Below are 14,812 nucleotides of genomic sequence, written 5' to 3'. Positions count from 1 at the left end.
CATGGGTACCTTCGAATCGCGTCCGCGCTTCCTGCTCTCGGCGTTCGTCATGAACACCTCCAGCCACATCCTCGGCGGCATGTGGCGCCACCCCGACGCGCAGCAGCACAAGTTCCATGAACTGGGGCTGTGGGTGGACCTGGCCAAGAAGCTGGAAGAGGCAAAGTTCGACAACCTGTTCTTCGCCGACGTGGTGGGCCTGTACGGCGACCACGAGGGCGGCTGGGCGTCGCTGGTGCGCAAGGGCATGCAGGTTCCCAGCCACGACCCGCTGGTGCTGCTTTCCGCGCTGGCCGCGTCAACCAGCCAGATCGGCTTGGCGATGACCAGCTCGGTCATCCAGGCCCACCCCTTCCAGTTCGCCCGCCAGCTGTCCACCCTTGACCACCTGTCCCAGGGCCGCGTGGCGTGGAATATCGTCACCAGCGTGCTGGAGAACTCACACCGCAACTTCGGCGGCAAGAATCTGGTGGCCCACGACGACCGCTACGCCTGGGCCGAAGAATACGTGGAAGCCGCCTACAAGCTGTGGGAAGGCTCATGGGAAGACGACGCACTCAAGGCCGACAAGCTCAGCGGCGTCTACGCGGATCCGGCCCGGGTGAACAAGATCAACCACCGCGGCGAAATCTACTCCATCGACGGCCCGCACCAGGCGCTGCCCAGCACCCAGCGCACCCCGTTCCTATTCCAGGCAGGCTCCTCCCCGCGCGGCTCGCAGTTCGCCGCCACCCATGCGGAGGCAACCTTCCTGTTTGCTCCGCATGCACAGTATGTGGCGAAGAAGAACGCGCAGCTCACCGCGAACCTGGAAGCCGCCGGCCGCAGCCGGGAGGACATCAAGGTCTTCGCCGGCCTGTCCTTCGTCGTGGGCTCCACCGAGGCGGAAGCAAAGGCGCTGGAGGCCGAATACGACCAATACCTGGATCCGCACGCGATCATCGCCCACATTGGCGGCGGCATCGGAGTGGATTTGGGCGGCCTGGACCTGGACACCCCGCTGGGCGACGTGAAGACCGAGGGCGCTCAGGGCGTGCTGGAGGCGGCCATCGCCTCCACTCCGGGCGGCAACCCGACCCTGCGGGACCTGGCGCACTACCGTGCCAAGGCGCAGCAGATCGTCGGCACCCCGGAGCAGATCGTCGACGAACTGGAAAAGTGGCAGGATGCAGGCATCGACGGGCTGAACATCATGAATCATGTGCTGCCTGGCTCCTATGACAACTTCATCCAGGGCGTGCTGCCCGAGCTGCGCAAGCGCGGCCTCGCGCAGAGCGAATACGCTCCGGGCTCCCTGCGCCAGAAGGTGTTCGGCCGCGGCGACAGGCTGCCGCAGAACCACCCTGCCGCCCAGTACCGCGGAGCCTTTGGCGAATTCTCCGCCGCCAACACCGAGGTGAGCCTGCAGATTCAGCACTAATACTGGTTGTCGAGATAACAGCCATTGCCAAGGCCGAGGCCAGCGACCAGCTGGCCCCGGCCTTGGCATTTCCCGCCGCGGCGCCAACGCTCCGCCACAGCGGGTAGCCTTGCGGTATGGATAGGAAACATGTCAACGATCCGGCGGTGATCCGCCGGCTGCTTAGCACGCCCGGGCGCTGGGCAGTGGTGGGGCTGACCAATAATCCATATCGCGTGGCGCCCTCCATCGCAGCTTTCCTGCAGCAGAGCCTGGGGATGGAAATCATCCCGGTGTCCCTGAGTGGAGAAAGCGTGATGGGCTTAGCCGGCTACAAGAACCTGGCACAGATTCCGGGACCCATCGATGTAGTGGACTGCTTCGTGCACTCCCAGAAGGTAGGGGATATCGTGGACCAGGCTATTGCCGTCGGCGCCAAAGCCGTGTGGCTGCAGCTGGGCGTCGTCGACGAGGCGGCCGCCCAGCGGGCCAAGGCGGCAGGGTTGGAGGTCGTGATGGATACCTGCCCGAAGATCGAGTACCCGTACCTCTGAGCCCGAAAGCAGCAGCCTCATGAATCCACAGTTTGATGAAATGGAACGCAGCTGGAGGTCGCTGTGCCTTCAGATGCCTCTGGCTTTCGAGGACCATCCCTTCGGCCCCGACAGCACCGTCTACAAGGTGGCAGGCCGCAACCGGGAGGACGCAAAAATGTTCGCCCTTCTCATGGTGCTGCACGGGGAGCTGGTGCTGAACCTGAAATGCGAGCCCGCGCTCGCCGACCAGCAGCGCAGCACTTACTCGCAGATCACTCCCGGCTATCACATGAACAAGAAGCACTGGAATTCAATCCGGGTGGGCCTTGACGAGCAGACGATGCGCGAACTGGTCGAGGATTCCTATGACCTGGTCGTGGACGGGATGCCGAAAAGGGACAAGGAATATATCCGCCTGCAAGCGGTGATTCAACAGGGTTGAATAAATGAGTGTAGGCCAGAATGCGTGGCCCGCACATTGCACCTGCAGGCGTTGGTTCTAGACCGCAGAAGATCCCTGGCCTTCGGCTAAATGATCATGTCAGATCCGCAATCGGGCGCAAACCTGCCAGACGTAAAACCGTCATGCCAGATCCTTCTTTTTGAGCATTTCGACGCCTGGAACTGGCCTAGTTTTAGAGCATGAATGAATCTCAAAAAGCCTTTAAAGCACTGCCTGAAAGACGAACTGTGCTCAAAGGCGCGGCCTGGTCCGTGCCGGTAGTCTCCGCCGCCGTCATGGCTCCATTAGCAGCCGCATCGACTATCGATCCCGTGCAGTGCGCCGCCGACGGCGCGTTCACCAAGGTCGGCAAGCTCAGCACCACCATCACCGCAGGGGATGCGCCAACGAACATCGGCAACAGCCAAAACGGCGAGCTGCAGCACAGCTCCGTCTTTGGCGACGACTTCGACATCACCGTGGCCGCCACCTTCCTCTACAGCGGCAGCGGCCCCCTGGAAGTCGGCGGTGTGGAACTGGGACTGAACGGAACTACCAGCCTCGACTGGGAGATCATCGGCTCCCCGGTCATTTCCTCCTCGCAGGGAGGCATCTCGCTGGGAGGCTTTGACAACAACGGCCGGCGAAGTGCCAGCTCAAACCCGGGCTGGCTGGGCTATGCCACGGTCTCCGGGGCAGAACCGCTGGAATCCGGGCAGTCGCTGACCGTGCAGTATGTGTTGCGCGCCCACGGGCCGGCCTGGGATTTCCCGCGTCCAGGAGCGGATAACCCAGATTCAACAGGTTTTGCCTATGGTCAGGTGGCCCTCTTCAGCTGCGGACGGCAGATCGTGGCGACAGGCTACCCCGACGCTGATAAGACGTTCAACTTCGTCAAGGCGCTCTAGGCGCGGTGCTCAAATGGGTGCAGATTCACTGGATGGGAGACTGCGGCCGGAGCCATGGTTTCGTAGACTGGGAACATGTACTTCATCGTTGTTAAGTATCAGGTAAAGCCAGAATTCACCGACAGCTTCATCGAAAAGGTGACCCCATTCACCCAGGCCACCCGCGCCGAAGAAGGCAATCTGTGGTTTGACTGGTCGGTCAGCGTCGAGAACCCCAACGAATTCATCCTCGTTGAGGCATTCCGCGACGACGAAGCGGCCGGCAAGCACGTCAACTCCGAGCACTTCGCGGCAGGCCTTGAAACCATGCGCCCGCTGCTGGTGTCCACTCCAAAGATCGTCTCCCGCAAGGTCGACGGCGAGGACTGGGACGCCATGGGCGAGCTGGTCATCGACTAGAACCGGCAGAGCACCGGATAACGAACGGTGGGCGCGGATTCCAAAAAGGAATCCGCGCCCACCGTCTTCAGTTTGTCCTACCCGGTCCTGCTAGTGCTTGGCGCCGAAGCGGCGCGCTAGCAGCAGGCCGACGCCCAGCAGCACGATCACGCCGGCGGCAATGCCCAGCCATGCGGTGTTGAAGCCGGTCTGCGCCAAGCCGTCCTGATTCTTCTGCGAGTCATCGTCGTTGGCCGACTGTGTTGCACTCGGAGCGTCGGTGGCCGACTCGGAAGAAGTAGCCGTCTCGCTCGGGGTGCCGGTAGGCTCCGCGCTCGGAGTCTCGCTCGGTTCGGTGGGGGTTGCAGACGGCGACTCGGTTGGAGTCTGGCTCGGCTCTTCGGCACCGACGACGCTGAACGGGGTCACGATGTCCTCATGCTGGATCTGCGAGATGACCAGCTCATAGTCGCCTGCGGCAGCGTCCTCGGCAATAGGCAGCTTGAAGCTGGTAGCGCCCTTGGCATCGGCGGCAGGGATGTCAGAGATGACCAGTTCGCCGTCAAAAGCGCTGGCGTTGATCTGTGCACCCTCGGCCAATCCGGTGACTGTCACGGTGGCTTCCTCGCCGGCCTTCAGCTGCTTGGAGGAGAGTTCTACCTTGGCCCAGTCGGTGCCGGCAACAGCTGCGCGGCCCAGCGGCGCAGGGTCAACCACGTCATGGGACTTGAAGTAGTTCACCGTTGCATCCAGGTCGATCTGGCCGGAATCCGCGTGGTTCTTGGCCTCGGCAAATGCCGCGAAGTTGTCGCCGCCGGCCGCAAGGAACGCATTGGCGGCAACGTGGAAGGTCGCCGACTCGTCCAGCGGCTTGCCGTTGAAGGTGATGTCCTTGATGTGCTTTCCGCGCGGGGCATCCTCAACGTAGGTGTAGGACAGGCCCTCGGAAATACCCAGGTGCAGCTTTGAACGCTCCGAGCCGTCCGGCTGCCACTGCTGTTCCAGCGCCTCGCGGATCTGTGCGCCGGTCATGTCGAAGGTGACCAGGGTGTTGGCGAAAGGCTGCACATCGGCGGCCGCCTTGTAGGTGACGGTGCCGTCCTCGCCGTAGAGCAGGTCGGCGCGCAGGCCGCCTGGGTTCATGAACGCAATCTGCGCCGGGGTTCCGGCGAAGTCCTTGTTGGAGGTGGCCCACAGGTGGATGTCTGCCACGGTGTTGCCCAAGGTGGATTCCACCCCGCGGTCCGAACCGGGCACTTCGCCGCCGCGCAGGATGTCCTGTGAAATCTGGCCGACCTTGACGTTGCCCACCTTTTCGGAGTCGGCAACTGCCTTCTCAACGATGCTTTCAACCTTGGTGTTGGGTGCGTAGTTGGCGGCCCATTCCCCGACATCGTTCTTGGCGGTCAGCGGCAGCCGCTCGGTGGAGGACTCCACCACGTCGCCGGTGCTGCCGTCCACTTCCAGGGAGACCTTGCCCAGCGTGGTGCCGTACTGGTGTGCCTGGATCACCGGGCGCTCGCCGCCAGGGCCGGCGACCGAGCAGTCGTAGGACTGGTGTGTGTGTCCGGAAATGATGGCGTCGACTTCGCCGCTTGCCTTGCGCAGCAGCTCGCCGTAGCTGGTGTTCTCCCTGGCGATGCTTGAGCATTCGGTGCTTTCCGAGCCGTTGTGGGTCAGCAGGACGATGACATCTGCTTCTCCGTTGTCGGCCTTGCCGTCCGAGAGCTGTGCGGCGACGCGGTTTACTGCCTCTAGCTCGCTGCCGAAGTCGAGTTCGGTGATGCCAGCGGGGGAGACCAGGGATGGAACGTCCTCGGTGACAGTGCCGATGAACCCGACGTTGACGCCGTTGACTTCGCGGATCGCATATTCGCGCAGGGCGGGGTTCTTAGTGCCCTTCTTATACACGTTGGCTCCGAGGGCGAACTCTGCGCCGTCCTGGCCGGTGGCCTTCGCGTAGCGGTCGATGACGCGCCCGGACAGGTCCTTGAAGCCGCGGTCGAACTCGTGGTTTCCAACGGTGGAGACGTCCAGGCCGCCGGCGCCCAGGGCGTCAATGGTGGGCGCGTCTTCCTGCGAGGCGGAGGCAAAGGTGGAAGCTCCAATGTTGTCGCCGGCCGAAACGAATAGCGTATTTGGATTCTCCTTGCGCACCTGGTCTACCGCTCCGGAGAGAACGGCGGCGCCTGCTGAATCGCTGTTGGCTGCAATGCGGCCATGGAAGTCGTTGATGTCCAGCAGGTCGAGCGTGAAAGTTTCACCTGCTGTTGGTTCGGCTGCGGGAGCGGCCTGAGCCGCTGCACAGCTCGAGGCGATGAGCGCCGCCGCGGCGGCTGATGACAGCGTAAAGTTCCGGATCTGCCTGAACGCAGGCATAGGTCCTCCTCAGAGTTAAGCGTGTGACTTCCATCATGTCTATCGCAAAGAAGTGAACCTGTCGATGCCTGGACATTAATTCCACGTTTAAAACTGAGATTTAGGGCAGATAATAGATGGCTTCCGGCCTCGTTTTCGTCATAGACCTCAAGTGGGGGTTACGCGGCGAAGGTACAGGTCACTAGTTCTAGCTGGAGCATTCCCGCACGATGATTCGTTGATCCTCGGTGCGGGTTGCGTTTGATGCTGCAAAGATGAACATCTTTCGTGCTAAGAATCAACGCTTCAGATAGATGCTCGTACGCCTTTGTTCCGGTTGACGCGGGCAGAGGAATTATTCAAATCCAATACATCCATTTCCGGCTTATCGGCTGTTGACTTTCTCCTGAGCGCAGTGACGCCGAAGCTTCCGATTTGGCTCTGGCCTTCCTCTTAGACTGTGCGGGTCAACGGTGTTATTTGACGATAAGCATGGCAATGCACTTGTCTTGCTTTGCTTGGCGATTCTGTGTGTTGCGGCTAGCTTCGTCGCTGACTTGGCGCTGGGGCAATTGGCTGGTGGTAAGCCCAATAACTAGGCATTTTCAGATTAAACACAGATTCAGTTGAGGGCTGCGGGCGTCAGTGTAGCTTAGGGCGCATCAGATGTAGTCGATGAGAAAGTAGGTGGAACTGATGGGTTTTCTAGGCTGGATTATTTTGGGTCTCGTGGCCGGCGCCATCGCTAAGGCGATTCGCCCTGGTGATGCTGGCGGCGGATGGCTAACCACCCTGCTTCTTGGCGTTGTTGGCGCCATTGTTGGCGGATGGATTGGCACTGCACTCTTCGATGTAGGAGTGAATGAGTTCTGGTCGCTGTCAACTTGGTTGCTCGCGATCGGCGGTTCCCTAATTGTGCTTGTAGTCTGGGGCGCACTGACTCGACGACGCGCATAGCTCCCGAGCAAACAGGAGAAGCCTGCTGCAGATGATGCAGTGGGCTCCTCCATTTAAACCGCCAACTAGGGGTTCGGGGTGCGGGAGGCGGTGCTGATCACCTGCCAGATCTGCACTTGCCAAGAGGCTGGCAAGTGATCAGCAAGTATCGTTGAGGTGTTCAGTCAACATTCAGAAAATTTGCTGGCTGGAAAAAGTTCGATCAGTCAACCGGACAGCGCGTGAAGATGTTGCAGCAGCGCATAGGCTTCTATGAGTGGACAAGGACTCCTTGGCGGGCTCATGGTGAAGGCGCTTTCAGCACTTCCCTGACTTAGGGCAATGGGTTTCGTGCGGCGTGCAGGCGTTGAAGCCAGGGTTCTTGCTCCCTGTGTCAGCCAAACCCCTAAAACCTAGAGATGCAGTGACTTCTTGCCGCTCTGCGCTAGTTTCAATAGAAGTTGCGAATGCCAGTGCAATTTGGAGCGGCGCTCTGGTGCCGTAATCCTCGTGGTGATTTCGCTCGGAGGCGCGCTAATTGGTGCCTTGGGATCAACTGTTTGAACGTGAAGCGACGTTCCCGGTAGACCTGCCGAGCTCATCGGCTGCATCCATCCTGATCCGGTTGAATTGAAACTTCGAATTTGAGGGTAATTCACAGTGGGCTGACGCGCCCGGAAGCAAAGTTGTTAGCCTGTATAATATTTAGCCAGTCTAGATAGGAGGTGATTCGATGCCGAGAAAGCGGCTAAACCTTGACCTAAGCCACAGCCAGTACCAGGACCTGGATATGGCTCTTGAGGATCATCGACACGGCCTTAAGAAGCTGGAGGAGGAGTCTATCTTGGGTTTTGGGCTGGAACCGGAGTATTGGCATGGCCGGGTCGCGGAAGTTGAGGAACTGCGAGAAATTGTGCGCGAAAATGCTGTGGAAGTGTCGGACGAAGATTCGGACGCGCGCTAGCGCCTATTTGGCGAGCATGCCCAATTCACCGCTTCGTTGATCTAGAAGTGTCCGACTTCCTTGAGCTGCATCGTGTTCTGGCTTGGACAGTCGCGTTGAGGCTGTCGATCAAGAGCCGGAGGAATCTTGCGGCGCCAGCGCGATCCGCGGGGGAGAGCTGGCTTATGGCGTCATGCATTCGGTGGTGCATTTCTTCGAGGCTTTCGCGTATCTCTTGGTTGCTGAAGTCGGTGGGGATGATGCCAGCAGAACGCCGGTCGTCGGGGTGGATGACGCGTTCGGCGTAGCCTTGGCGGCATAGGCGATCGATCAGGCCTGATGTCGAAGCATCTGAAATGCCTAGCTCTTTTGCCAATTCGCGCTGACGCGGAATCTCACCTTGGGCATGCGCCCGCAAAAGGTAGCGAAGGGCTTCCATGTCATTCTCGCCCATGCCCATCGAGTCGCGGGTTTGTAGTCGCATTTTTCGCTCAGCATCACGGTATTCCCGCAGGAGATTGAGGAGCTCGATCGAACCGGGGGCGGATTCTTCCCTAGCGTACCAATAGCCGCTCGCTTCGTAGGTCGTCATCTTTATTTCCCTCCTGTCGATTATGGGCAACTCCCAGATGTGATGTCGCCTTGCTGTGCGGTGACATGATTTTCGGCTTGCGTGTATTCGAATAATATGTGTAGTCTAGCTAACAGTTAGCTAAGCTACAGATTGAATCATACTACAAAAGCAAACAACGCACCGGAGAGAAAGATGAAAAAGCAGCAGTTTGCAGTACCCGTAGCATCACCCGAAAAGCCGAGCAAAAAGGCTTGGGCCCTCAAAATGTCGACGATCGCCGCTTGGGGCGCTGGCCAGTGCCAAGATAACCAATCATGCCACTCCGCAATTTGCACTATCACGGGCGAGCCAAAGCAACTTGTTGTAAATCTGTCTTGCACGGCCAGGTCTGAAGGTTCACTGGCGGAGCTGGTAAACCTCGCTAGTGATCAGGTCATCCCTGAAATGGAGCGTCGTTTGGGGGTTCAATTTGAGGTCAGGAACCTGCAGTTCGCTGTTGCTGGACACGAAGATCTGCTCTCCGAGCCAGAGCATGTCGAGGAAGCAGCGATATCGACCGCTTGGCTGGATCATCCACTGCAGATACCTCACGTTGCGAAATTGGAAATGGCCTAAAAGTATTAGCAGTTTCTTTTGATAAACGGAGCATGAAGGGAAGTACCTCAAATGCCAAGCAGAATCGCAAGAACTCAAACAGCAGTCCGAGTTGCCGAATTTCTCGCCACGCGCGAGGGGAAGAGGCATCTGAGTGCGTATGGCTGGCGCAAGGGGATGCCGGTTGTGATGACCAATGCCGAGGAAGAGCTGACCAATGCGATGGCAATGGTTTCAGTCCACTGGCGGCCAGTTTTTCTCGCCATGGTTGATCCGAAGACAGATCGGCTGCACATGCTTTATCTAACGACGCCCCAGAAAGTGCTGACTGTTGTGGAAGCATCACCCGCTCGCAAGACTTCTGGAGACTTCTTCAAAGAGGTTATGGCTGAAGGGAGCCAGGAATTTCGAGTGGCTCAGTGGGATCACACGGCTGTAGCGTTCGCCGTTCCGTCCTGCGAAGCAATGGAGAAATCGCAATTTGCGCAGGGGCGGTATCGGCTTCCGGAACGCTCCGGACCTACTTTGCGAGCTGTGAATGCTCAGAATTGTGTGTTTGAGCGAGTCTAACTGCAGATTTGAAGTGGGTCTTGGCGTGAGGGGTTTCGCTGAGGCCCGCTTCTTTACGCAGCGGGTAATTGAACTCGTGGAGATTTGACTATTGGCAGTCGGGCTTCACGAGCGCTGTCTTAGCGGCGAAGGAAAATACTTAAACGCCCGGTGCCCCGTTGATTCGTGACGGGGCACCGGATCTAGAACTGTTCGAGGTGTTTGCTATCGGCGGCGCTTTTGCTGGGAATCTGAAACGGTGGCGGAGGAAGAACCGACGATTCCGCTGAGCAACAGCATTGCCGCCGCGATGAATAATAGGGTTGAGGTGACCCAGCAGGTGGTTGCCAGGGAACGCTGGGTATTGTCCAAAGCGAACACGAAGACGCCGACGCTGAGCAACAGCATCACTACGCCTAGCAAACGCATCTTCATTGTGAATCCCTATCACCGTTGATTTACGCCAAAACACCGCGAAACATAATCGCTATCGGCTGGAGTAACATCAATGGTGTCACAGATTACGTTCGTTGGACATGATTCTTAGGTGGTAATTTGCTGGGAGCGACTCCACCCTAGGACTGAGTGGGGAACGGGTCCGGCTTAGATGCAGGACCTCAGCGTCTTAGCAATCGCGTCATGCTCGGCCTGAGTCATCCATGCTTTGTACTTCGCCTTCACCTGAGTCTGGCGAGCCACGTAGTCGCAGCGGAAATCCTTGTTCGGGGGCAGCCAGGTGGCTGCGTCCTTGTCCGACTTCGACGCATTCGTCGGACCATCCGATGCCAGAAGATTCAGCGGATCGTTCGCAAACTCCAAACGCTTTTGGGAACTCCACTTCTGGGCGCCCTTCTGCCAAGCGTCGGATAGCGCGACGACATGGTCGATTTGCACCGCGGTGCTGGTGCCTTGTCCACGCTGGAACTGGATGGTCTTGCCGGTGTACGGGTCGTTGAAAGTTCCCGAAATGACGACGCACTCGACCCGGGCAGGCTTGAACTTCACATCTTCCAAGTCTCGGGCAAGGATGTCATTGCGCGCGTCGCAGCCATTGTTATCGGTGTCTTTCCAGCCGTTGCTGAACTGTTCCCGGCTGTAGCCCGTCTTGGGAGCGCGGCCCTTGATTTGGATATCGTCCAACTGGTCTAGAGCTTGAGCGTAGGAAGCTTTCTGGTCTGCCGACTTGGTGGCAGCCTGTGCTTTGCCGGCCCCTGAAAGATCGAGTGGCGAGGATGCCGAACAGGCGGTGAGGCCGAGGGTGGAGGCAATGAGTGCGATTGAAAGTGTGCGGCGCAATAGACGCATGCGGTCGTAATTCTCCTTGGGTCGCGCATGAACGGCAGGTTAACGATCAACCTGCTTCTTCGACTCTAGGATCTGGAACCGACGGATTCAGTGTGCCGAGCCGACGTGGGCCTGTGATGTTCTCGCCAAAAGCATTGGGAGGGTCCGAAATCGTTATCGATTTGTCGCTAAAATGGGCGATGACAAGGGTTGTTTATTTTCAGTGTGCAAAATAAGGTCAGAGTACTGCAGGTCTGACAAATGAAACGGACAGATTCCGTGAAGAAGCTTCTTCCTCTATTGGCCGTAGGCCTTATTGCACTGACATCGTGCACCACCCCGGTATCCAAGCTTAAAACCGATCAACAGCTAGAGGAACTGGGCGGGAACGCTTCTGCGTGGGAAGCCGAGCAGCGTGAACTAAACGGAGAATTTTCAACTTTCCAAGACGGAATCCCGATATTTTCTGGGCTTTTCGGTGAAACTTACCGTGCCAGCACACTGCTTGACGACGTTGCAGGTCCGCTGACGGATAACGACAACTTGGTGATGTCTATGGATGGTTTCTTCCGCTACTCCTATGGCGTCGACGACTTGGACCAAGTGCAAGGAATCGACCAGTCCATGGCAGTGAGCGATGGATTAGCCCAACCGGGAAACTACGAGGCGTACTTTGCCTGCGAGGGTGTTGGCAAAGCAACTCTTGAAGTGCATTTGAGCGATGATCCTGCTGAGTTTGCAACGCAGTCCAGTTTGGCGCTGCCAATATCCTGCAGCGACCCTGTTTCGGTGCGGCATGGAGAATTCTCGATTCCTCGTGGAGGCTATAGCCTCTCGACTTTCGTGTCGGCTGATTCCAAGACCTTGGGTTCATATGAATTTAGGATTTACAGCTCGACGGAAGGTGAATAATGAAGAAGCTCCGGCCCCTAGTCTGCCTCTCCATCTTGGCGCTCAGCGCCTGTACCACTCCGGTCTCTGAGCTGGACTTCGGGGAGGTTGAATCGGCGCTGAGCACCAGCGGCGGGCCGATCTCCGGGCCGGAAAATGTCGAGCCCCAGTCTCCGGAAGCCAAAGCACGGTCCCAAGAAATTGCAAAGATTTTTGATGGGAAGCCGCTGGCCTATCTACAGACAGGAGTTTGGCACCCTCCCGCGGAGCAGGGGATCGGCTACTGGCAGGGTGAATGGGACAAGAGCAGCTATTCCGGCCTGGCCGCATGGGGCAGCGGTGGTTTTCCCTATGAACGCGGCGGTGCGCTTGGCTCTGAAATCACAACTATCCCCACGGCAGATCTGACGGGCCCTTATTTGCTGCGCTACATGTGCCAGGGTGAAGGGCAGGTCGAACTCGTTGTTTCCGCAGACGGCCAAGAACTGCTGCGAACACAGCAACACTGTGCGTCGACGGTGAAGTCTTCCGACTACGAATTCGACGTTGAGCACATCGAGAACTTGGTGGTTGAACAGAATCCACAGCCGGGAACGCACGCAACCTTCGAGTACCAGCTGATCCAGTAGTTCGCTAAGCCAATGTGAAGTCACCTTCTGGGTGCGCACAAGTCGGCTGTGATACTAATGGGGATAAGTGACACGGGGTGCCGCACTGCGGCTGAGATAAAACCCGTCGAACCTGATCCAGTTAGTACTGGCGAAGGGAATGTCCTGGATACCTCGATGCACCGCATCTTTCCCGGGGTCCCGTTCGCCTTGACACATCCTCAAGGAGTTCGACCACCATGACTGCACAGGCAGAAACCACCGCACCAATAACCGCCGCGCTGCCGCTCAAAGACCAACTCGTGCTTGTCACCGGGGGAGCCCGCGGTTTGGGCGCAGCCATCAGCACCGCATTCCTCGAAGCCGGTGCCAAGGTAGTCATCAACTACAAGTCCTCCGAAACTGCGGCGAATGAGCTCGCAGCAAAGTACCCGCAGCAGGCGCTTGCCGTGCAGGCTGATGTCCGCGACGCCGGAGCACTGGCTTCCCTGGCCGAAGAAGCCGGCTCCCACTTCAAGCGTCCGATCACCACCTTGGTGAATAACGCACTGGTGGACTTCTCCTTCAACGGCGACGCACGTTCCAAGGCCGATTCGATCTCCGCCGAAGAGCTCTCCGCCCAGTTCGCCGGGTCGGTGCTGGCACCGGTGGCCGCTATCCAAGCGGTGCTTCCAGGCATGCGCGAGACAGGCTTCGGGCGCATCGTGAACATCGGAACGAACCTCTTCCAGAACCCGGTAGTCCCGTACCACGACTACACTGCCACCAAGGCGGCCCTGCTGTCTGTGACCCGCACTTTCGCCGACGACCTGGGCCAGGACGGCATCAATGTCAACATGGTCTCCGGAGGGCTGCTGCGCACCACCGATGCTTCGGCTGCTACCCCGGAAGAGGTCTTCGACCTGATCGCCGCCGGCTCCCCGCTGCGCCGCGTGACCACTCCGGCCGAACTGGCTGACGCAGTGCTCTTCTTCGCCTCCCCGCTCTCCCGCGGCGTCACCGGGCAGAACCTGATCGTCGACGGCGGCCTGGTCAAGGGATGAGCCAGCCGAAGAAGCAGGCGCATTTCAACCTGTTCCTCTACGGTTCCGGCCACCACCAGGCAGCCTGGAGGGCCGAGGACTCCGGCGCCGAACGCTTGTCTGAACTGGACTACTACATCGAGCTGGCCCAGCTGTGCGAGCGCGGGCTGCTCGACGCGGTGTTCTTCGCCGACGGGCAAGCCGTCAATCCGCAGGCTGCGGCCGCCGGGCCGACCTGGTTCTTTGAGCCGCTGACCCTGCTAACTGCATTGAGCCAGCACACCACGCACCTTGGCCTAGTGTGTACGGTGTCCTCCAGCTTCTATACCCCGTTCCATGCGGCCCGCCTGCTGGCGAGCCTGGACAGGATTTCCGGAGGCAGGGCCGGCGCAAATATTGTCACCAGCATGTGGGATGCCGAAGCGCAGAACCACAGCATGGACCAACTGGAAAGCCATGCGCAGCGCTATGGCAGGGCGGAAGAATTCATCACCGTGCTCAAGGCGCTGTGGGAAACCTACCCGGCTGCGGCAGTCAAGGTGGACAAGTCTGGACAGTTCACCGACCCTGACCAGCTGCGCACCATCGACCACGTGGGCGAGCACTTCAAGGTCCGCGGCCCGCTGAACCTACCTTCCGGACCCCAGGGAGCTCCGGTCCTGTTCCAAGCCGGCGCCTCAGAGCAGGGGCGCAACCTGGCTGCGAAGCATGCAGAAGCGATCTACGCAGTGGCGGCTGATGAACAGATGGCTCAAGACTATGCGCAGGATGTCCGCCGGCGTGTTGAGGCTGCGGGGCGCGACCCACAGGGGATCGCCATCATGCCGGGGCTGGTCACCTTTGTGGGCAAAACGCTGGAAGAAGCCAAAGCCAAACAGCGGGCGCTAAATGATCTGCTGCCCATCGAACAGTCCCTGGACCAGCTGGCATTGTTTGTTCAGCAGGATGTCAAGAACTGGGACCTGGATGCACCGGTGCCGCAGCTGCCTCCAGCAGAAGAGTTCACCGGACCGGCAGGACGCTACGCAACCATCCTGCGGCTGATTGAAATCCATCACCCGACGGTGCGCGAACTGCTCGGCCTGCTGGCCGCCGGCGGAGGGCACTGCACCATGATCGGCACTCCGGAAATGATTGCCGACCAGATCGAGAGCTGGTTGGATTCGGGCGCCGCCGACGGCTTCAATCTGATGCCGCCGTCGCTGCCCGGCGCACTGGAAGACTTCATCGAGCTGGTCATTCCGGAACTGCAGCGCCGCGGCCGCTATCGCACCGAGTATGAGCACGACACCCTGCGCGAGAATCTCGGGCTTCCGGCGTTGCAAGCTCTGCCGGTAGAGGCAGCGCTCGCCGGAAGTCGGTCCTAGCCGGCCGCTGAATCAGGCTCCCC

17 protein-coding genes and 1 riboswitch are annotated in these 14,812 nt (G+C 59.2%); of the genes, 13 read left to right on the top strand and 4 right to left on the bottom strand.

The window, feature by feature from the left end; translation table 11 throughout:
• Window position 1: 1 nt before the first annotated feature.
• From AUR04nite_RS15910 to AUR04nite_RS15890, 5 genes are all read left to right on the top strand, one after another.
• Complete coding sequence (locus AUR04nite_RS15910) at window positions 2-1,420, top strand: NtaA/DmoA family FMN-dependent monooxygenase (RefSeq protein WP_141366952.1); 1,419 nt, start codon at window positions 2-4, stop codon at window positions 1,418-1,420.
• 116 nt (window positions 1,421-1,536) lie between these two features.
• Entirely contained in the window at window positions 1,537-1,953 is a 417-nt protein-coding gene (locus AUR04nite_RS15905) for a CoA-binding protein (RefSeq protein WP_141366950.1), read from the top strand.
• A gap of 19 nt (window positions 1,954-1,972) precedes the next feature.
• Window positions 1,973-2,377 (top strand): MmcQ/YjbR family DNA-binding protein, encoded by a 405-nt coding sequence (locus AUR04nite_RS15900; RefSeq protein WP_246055564.1) that lies wholly within the window; start codon window positions 1,973-1,975, stop codon window positions 2,375-2,377.
• 200 nt (window positions 2,378-2,577) lie between these two features.
• Window positions 2,578-3,285 carry a hypothetical protein gene (locus tag AUR04nite_RS15895; protein WP_141366948.1) on the top strand — a complete coding sequence of 236 codons (708 nt, stop codon included), beginning with the start codon at window positions 2,578-2,580 and terminating at the stop codon, window positions 3,283-3,285.
• Window positions 3,286-3,360: 75 nt separating this feature from the next.
• Window positions 3,361-3,684 carry a putative quinol monooxygenase gene (locus tag AUR04nite_RS15890; RefSeq protein ID WP_141366946.1) on the top strand — a complete coding sequence of 108 codons (324 nt, stop codon included), beginning with the start codon at window positions 3,361-3,363 and terminating at the stop codon, window positions 3,682-3,684.
• A gap of 90 nt (window positions 3,685-3,774) precedes the next feature.
• Here the strand turns inward: AUR04nite_RS15890 and AUR04nite_RS15885 are convergent, their stop codons facing one another.
• On the bottom strand, window positions 3,775-6,042 hold the full coding sequence (locus AUR04nite_RS15885) for a 5'-nucleotidase C-terminal domain-containing protein (RefSeq protein WP_141366944.1): 2,268 nt from the start codon (window positions 6,040-6,042) through the stop codon (window positions 3,775-3,777).
• A gap of 675 nt (window positions 6,043-6,717) precedes the next feature.
• On the opposite strand from AUR04nite_RS15885, the gene AUR04nite_RS15880 reads away from it, so the two are divergent.
• On the top strand, window positions 6,718-6,978 hold the full coding sequence (locus AUR04nite_RS15880; RefSeq protein WP_141366942.1) for a GlsB/YeaQ/YmgE family stress response membrane protein: 261 nt from the start codon (window positions 6,718-6,720) through the stop codon (window positions 6,976-6,978).
• Between the two features lie 769 nt (window positions 6,979-7,747).
• Complete coding sequence (locus AUR04nite_RS17980) at window positions 7,748-7,921, top strand: hypothetical protein (protein ID WP_170184248.1); 174 nt, start codon at window positions 7,748-7,750, stop codon at window positions 7,919-7,921.
• 25 nt (window positions 7,922-7,946) lie between these two features.
• Here AUR04nite_RS17980 and AUR04nite_RS15875 read toward each other — a convergent pair whose 3' ends face one another.
• The gene (locus AUR04nite_RS15875; RefSeq protein ID WP_141366940.1) at window positions 7,947-8,492 is read right to left on the bottom strand and encodes a MarR family winged helix-turn-helix transcriptional regulator; all 546 of its coding nucleotides are present in this window, start codon (window positions 8,490-8,492) and stop codon (window positions 7,947-7,949) included.
• A 174-nt stretch (window positions 8,493-8,666) separates the two neighbouring features.
• Here AUR04nite_RS15875 and AUR04nite_RS15870 point away from each other — a divergent pair, with 174 nt between their 5' ends.
• Entirely contained in the window at window positions 8,667-9,089 is a 423-nt protein-coding gene (locus AUR04nite_RS15870) for a hypothetical protein (RefSeq protein ID WP_141366938.1), read from the top strand.
• Between the two features lie 51 nt (window positions 9,090-9,140).
• A complete protein-coding gene (locus AUR04nite_RS15865; RefSeq protein ID WP_174787895.1) occupies window positions 9,141-9,638 on the top strand; it encodes a hypothetical protein in 498 nt (165 codons plus the stop codon).
• Window positions 9,639-9,842: 204 nt separating this feature from the next.
• Here AUR04nite_RS15865 and AUR04nite_RS15860 read toward each other — a convergent pair whose 3' ends face one another.
• Together AUR04nite_RS15860 and AUR04nite_RS15855 are read right to left on the bottom strand one after the other, a co-directional pair.
• Complete coding sequence (locus AUR04nite_RS15860) at window positions 9,843-10,052, bottom strand: hypothetical protein (protein ID WP_141366936.1); 210 nt, start codon at window positions 10,050-10,052, stop codon at window positions 9,843-9,845.
• Window positions 10,053-10,220: 168 nt separating this feature from the next.
• Window positions 10,221-10,922 (bottom strand): HNH endonuclease family protein, encoded by a 702-nt coding sequence (locus tag AUR04nite_RS15855; protein ID WP_141366934.1) that lies wholly within the window; start codon window positions 10,920-10,922, stop codon window positions 10,221-10,223.
• Window positions 10,923-11,162: 240 nt separating this feature from the next.
• Here AUR04nite_RS15855 and AUR04nite_RS15850 point away from each other — a divergent pair, with 240 nt between their 5' ends.
• The 4 genes from AUR04nite_RS15850 to AUR04nite_RS15835 all read left to right on the top strand — a co-directional run bounded on the left by AUR04nite_RS15850 (window position 11,163) and on the right by AUR04nite_RS15835 (window position 14,789).
• Window positions 11,163-11,813 (top strand): hypothetical protein, encoded by a 651-nt coding sequence (locus AUR04nite_RS15850; protein ID WP_141366932.1) that lies wholly within the window; start codon window positions 11,163-11,165, stop codon window positions 11,811-11,813.
• Window positions 11,813-12,421, top strand: a complete 609-nt coding sequence (locus AUR04nite_RS15845; protein WP_141366930.1) for a hypothetical protein — start codon at window positions 11,813-11,815, stop codon at window positions 12,419-12,421. Before AUR04nite_RS15850 ends, AUR04nite_RS15845 begins: the two co-directional genes overlap by 1 nt.
• 63 nt (window positions 12,422-12,484) lie before the next feature.
• A riboswitch (TPP riboswitch) is annotated at window positions 12,485-12,578 on the top strand.
• Window positions 12,579-12,639: 61 nt separating this feature from the next.
• On the top strand, window positions 12,640-13,443 hold the full coding sequence (locus AUR04nite_RS15840) for a 3-oxoacyl-ACP reductase (protein WP_141366927.1): 804 nt from the start codon (window positions 12,640-12,642) through the stop codon (window positions 13,441-13,443).
• The gene (locus AUR04nite_RS15835; RefSeq protein ID WP_141366925.1) at window positions 13,440-14,789 is read left to right on the top strand and encodes an LLM class flavin-dependent oxidoreductase; all 1,350 of its coding nucleotides are present in this window, start codon (window positions 13,440-13,442) and stop codon (window positions 14,787-14,789) included. The genes AUR04nite_RS15840 and AUR04nite_RS15835 overlap by 4 nt, the downstream gene beginning before the upstream one ends.
• Window positions 14,790-14,812 lie beyond the last annotated feature (23 nt).

This window comes from Glutamicibacter uratoxydans (genome assembly GCF_006539925.1).
Classification (GTDB): Bacteria; Actinomycetota; Actinomycetes; order Actinomycetales; family Micrococcaceae; genus Glutamicibacter; species Glutamicibacter uratoxydans.
This window is presented reverse-complemented; position numbering and strand designations above follow the sequence as displayed.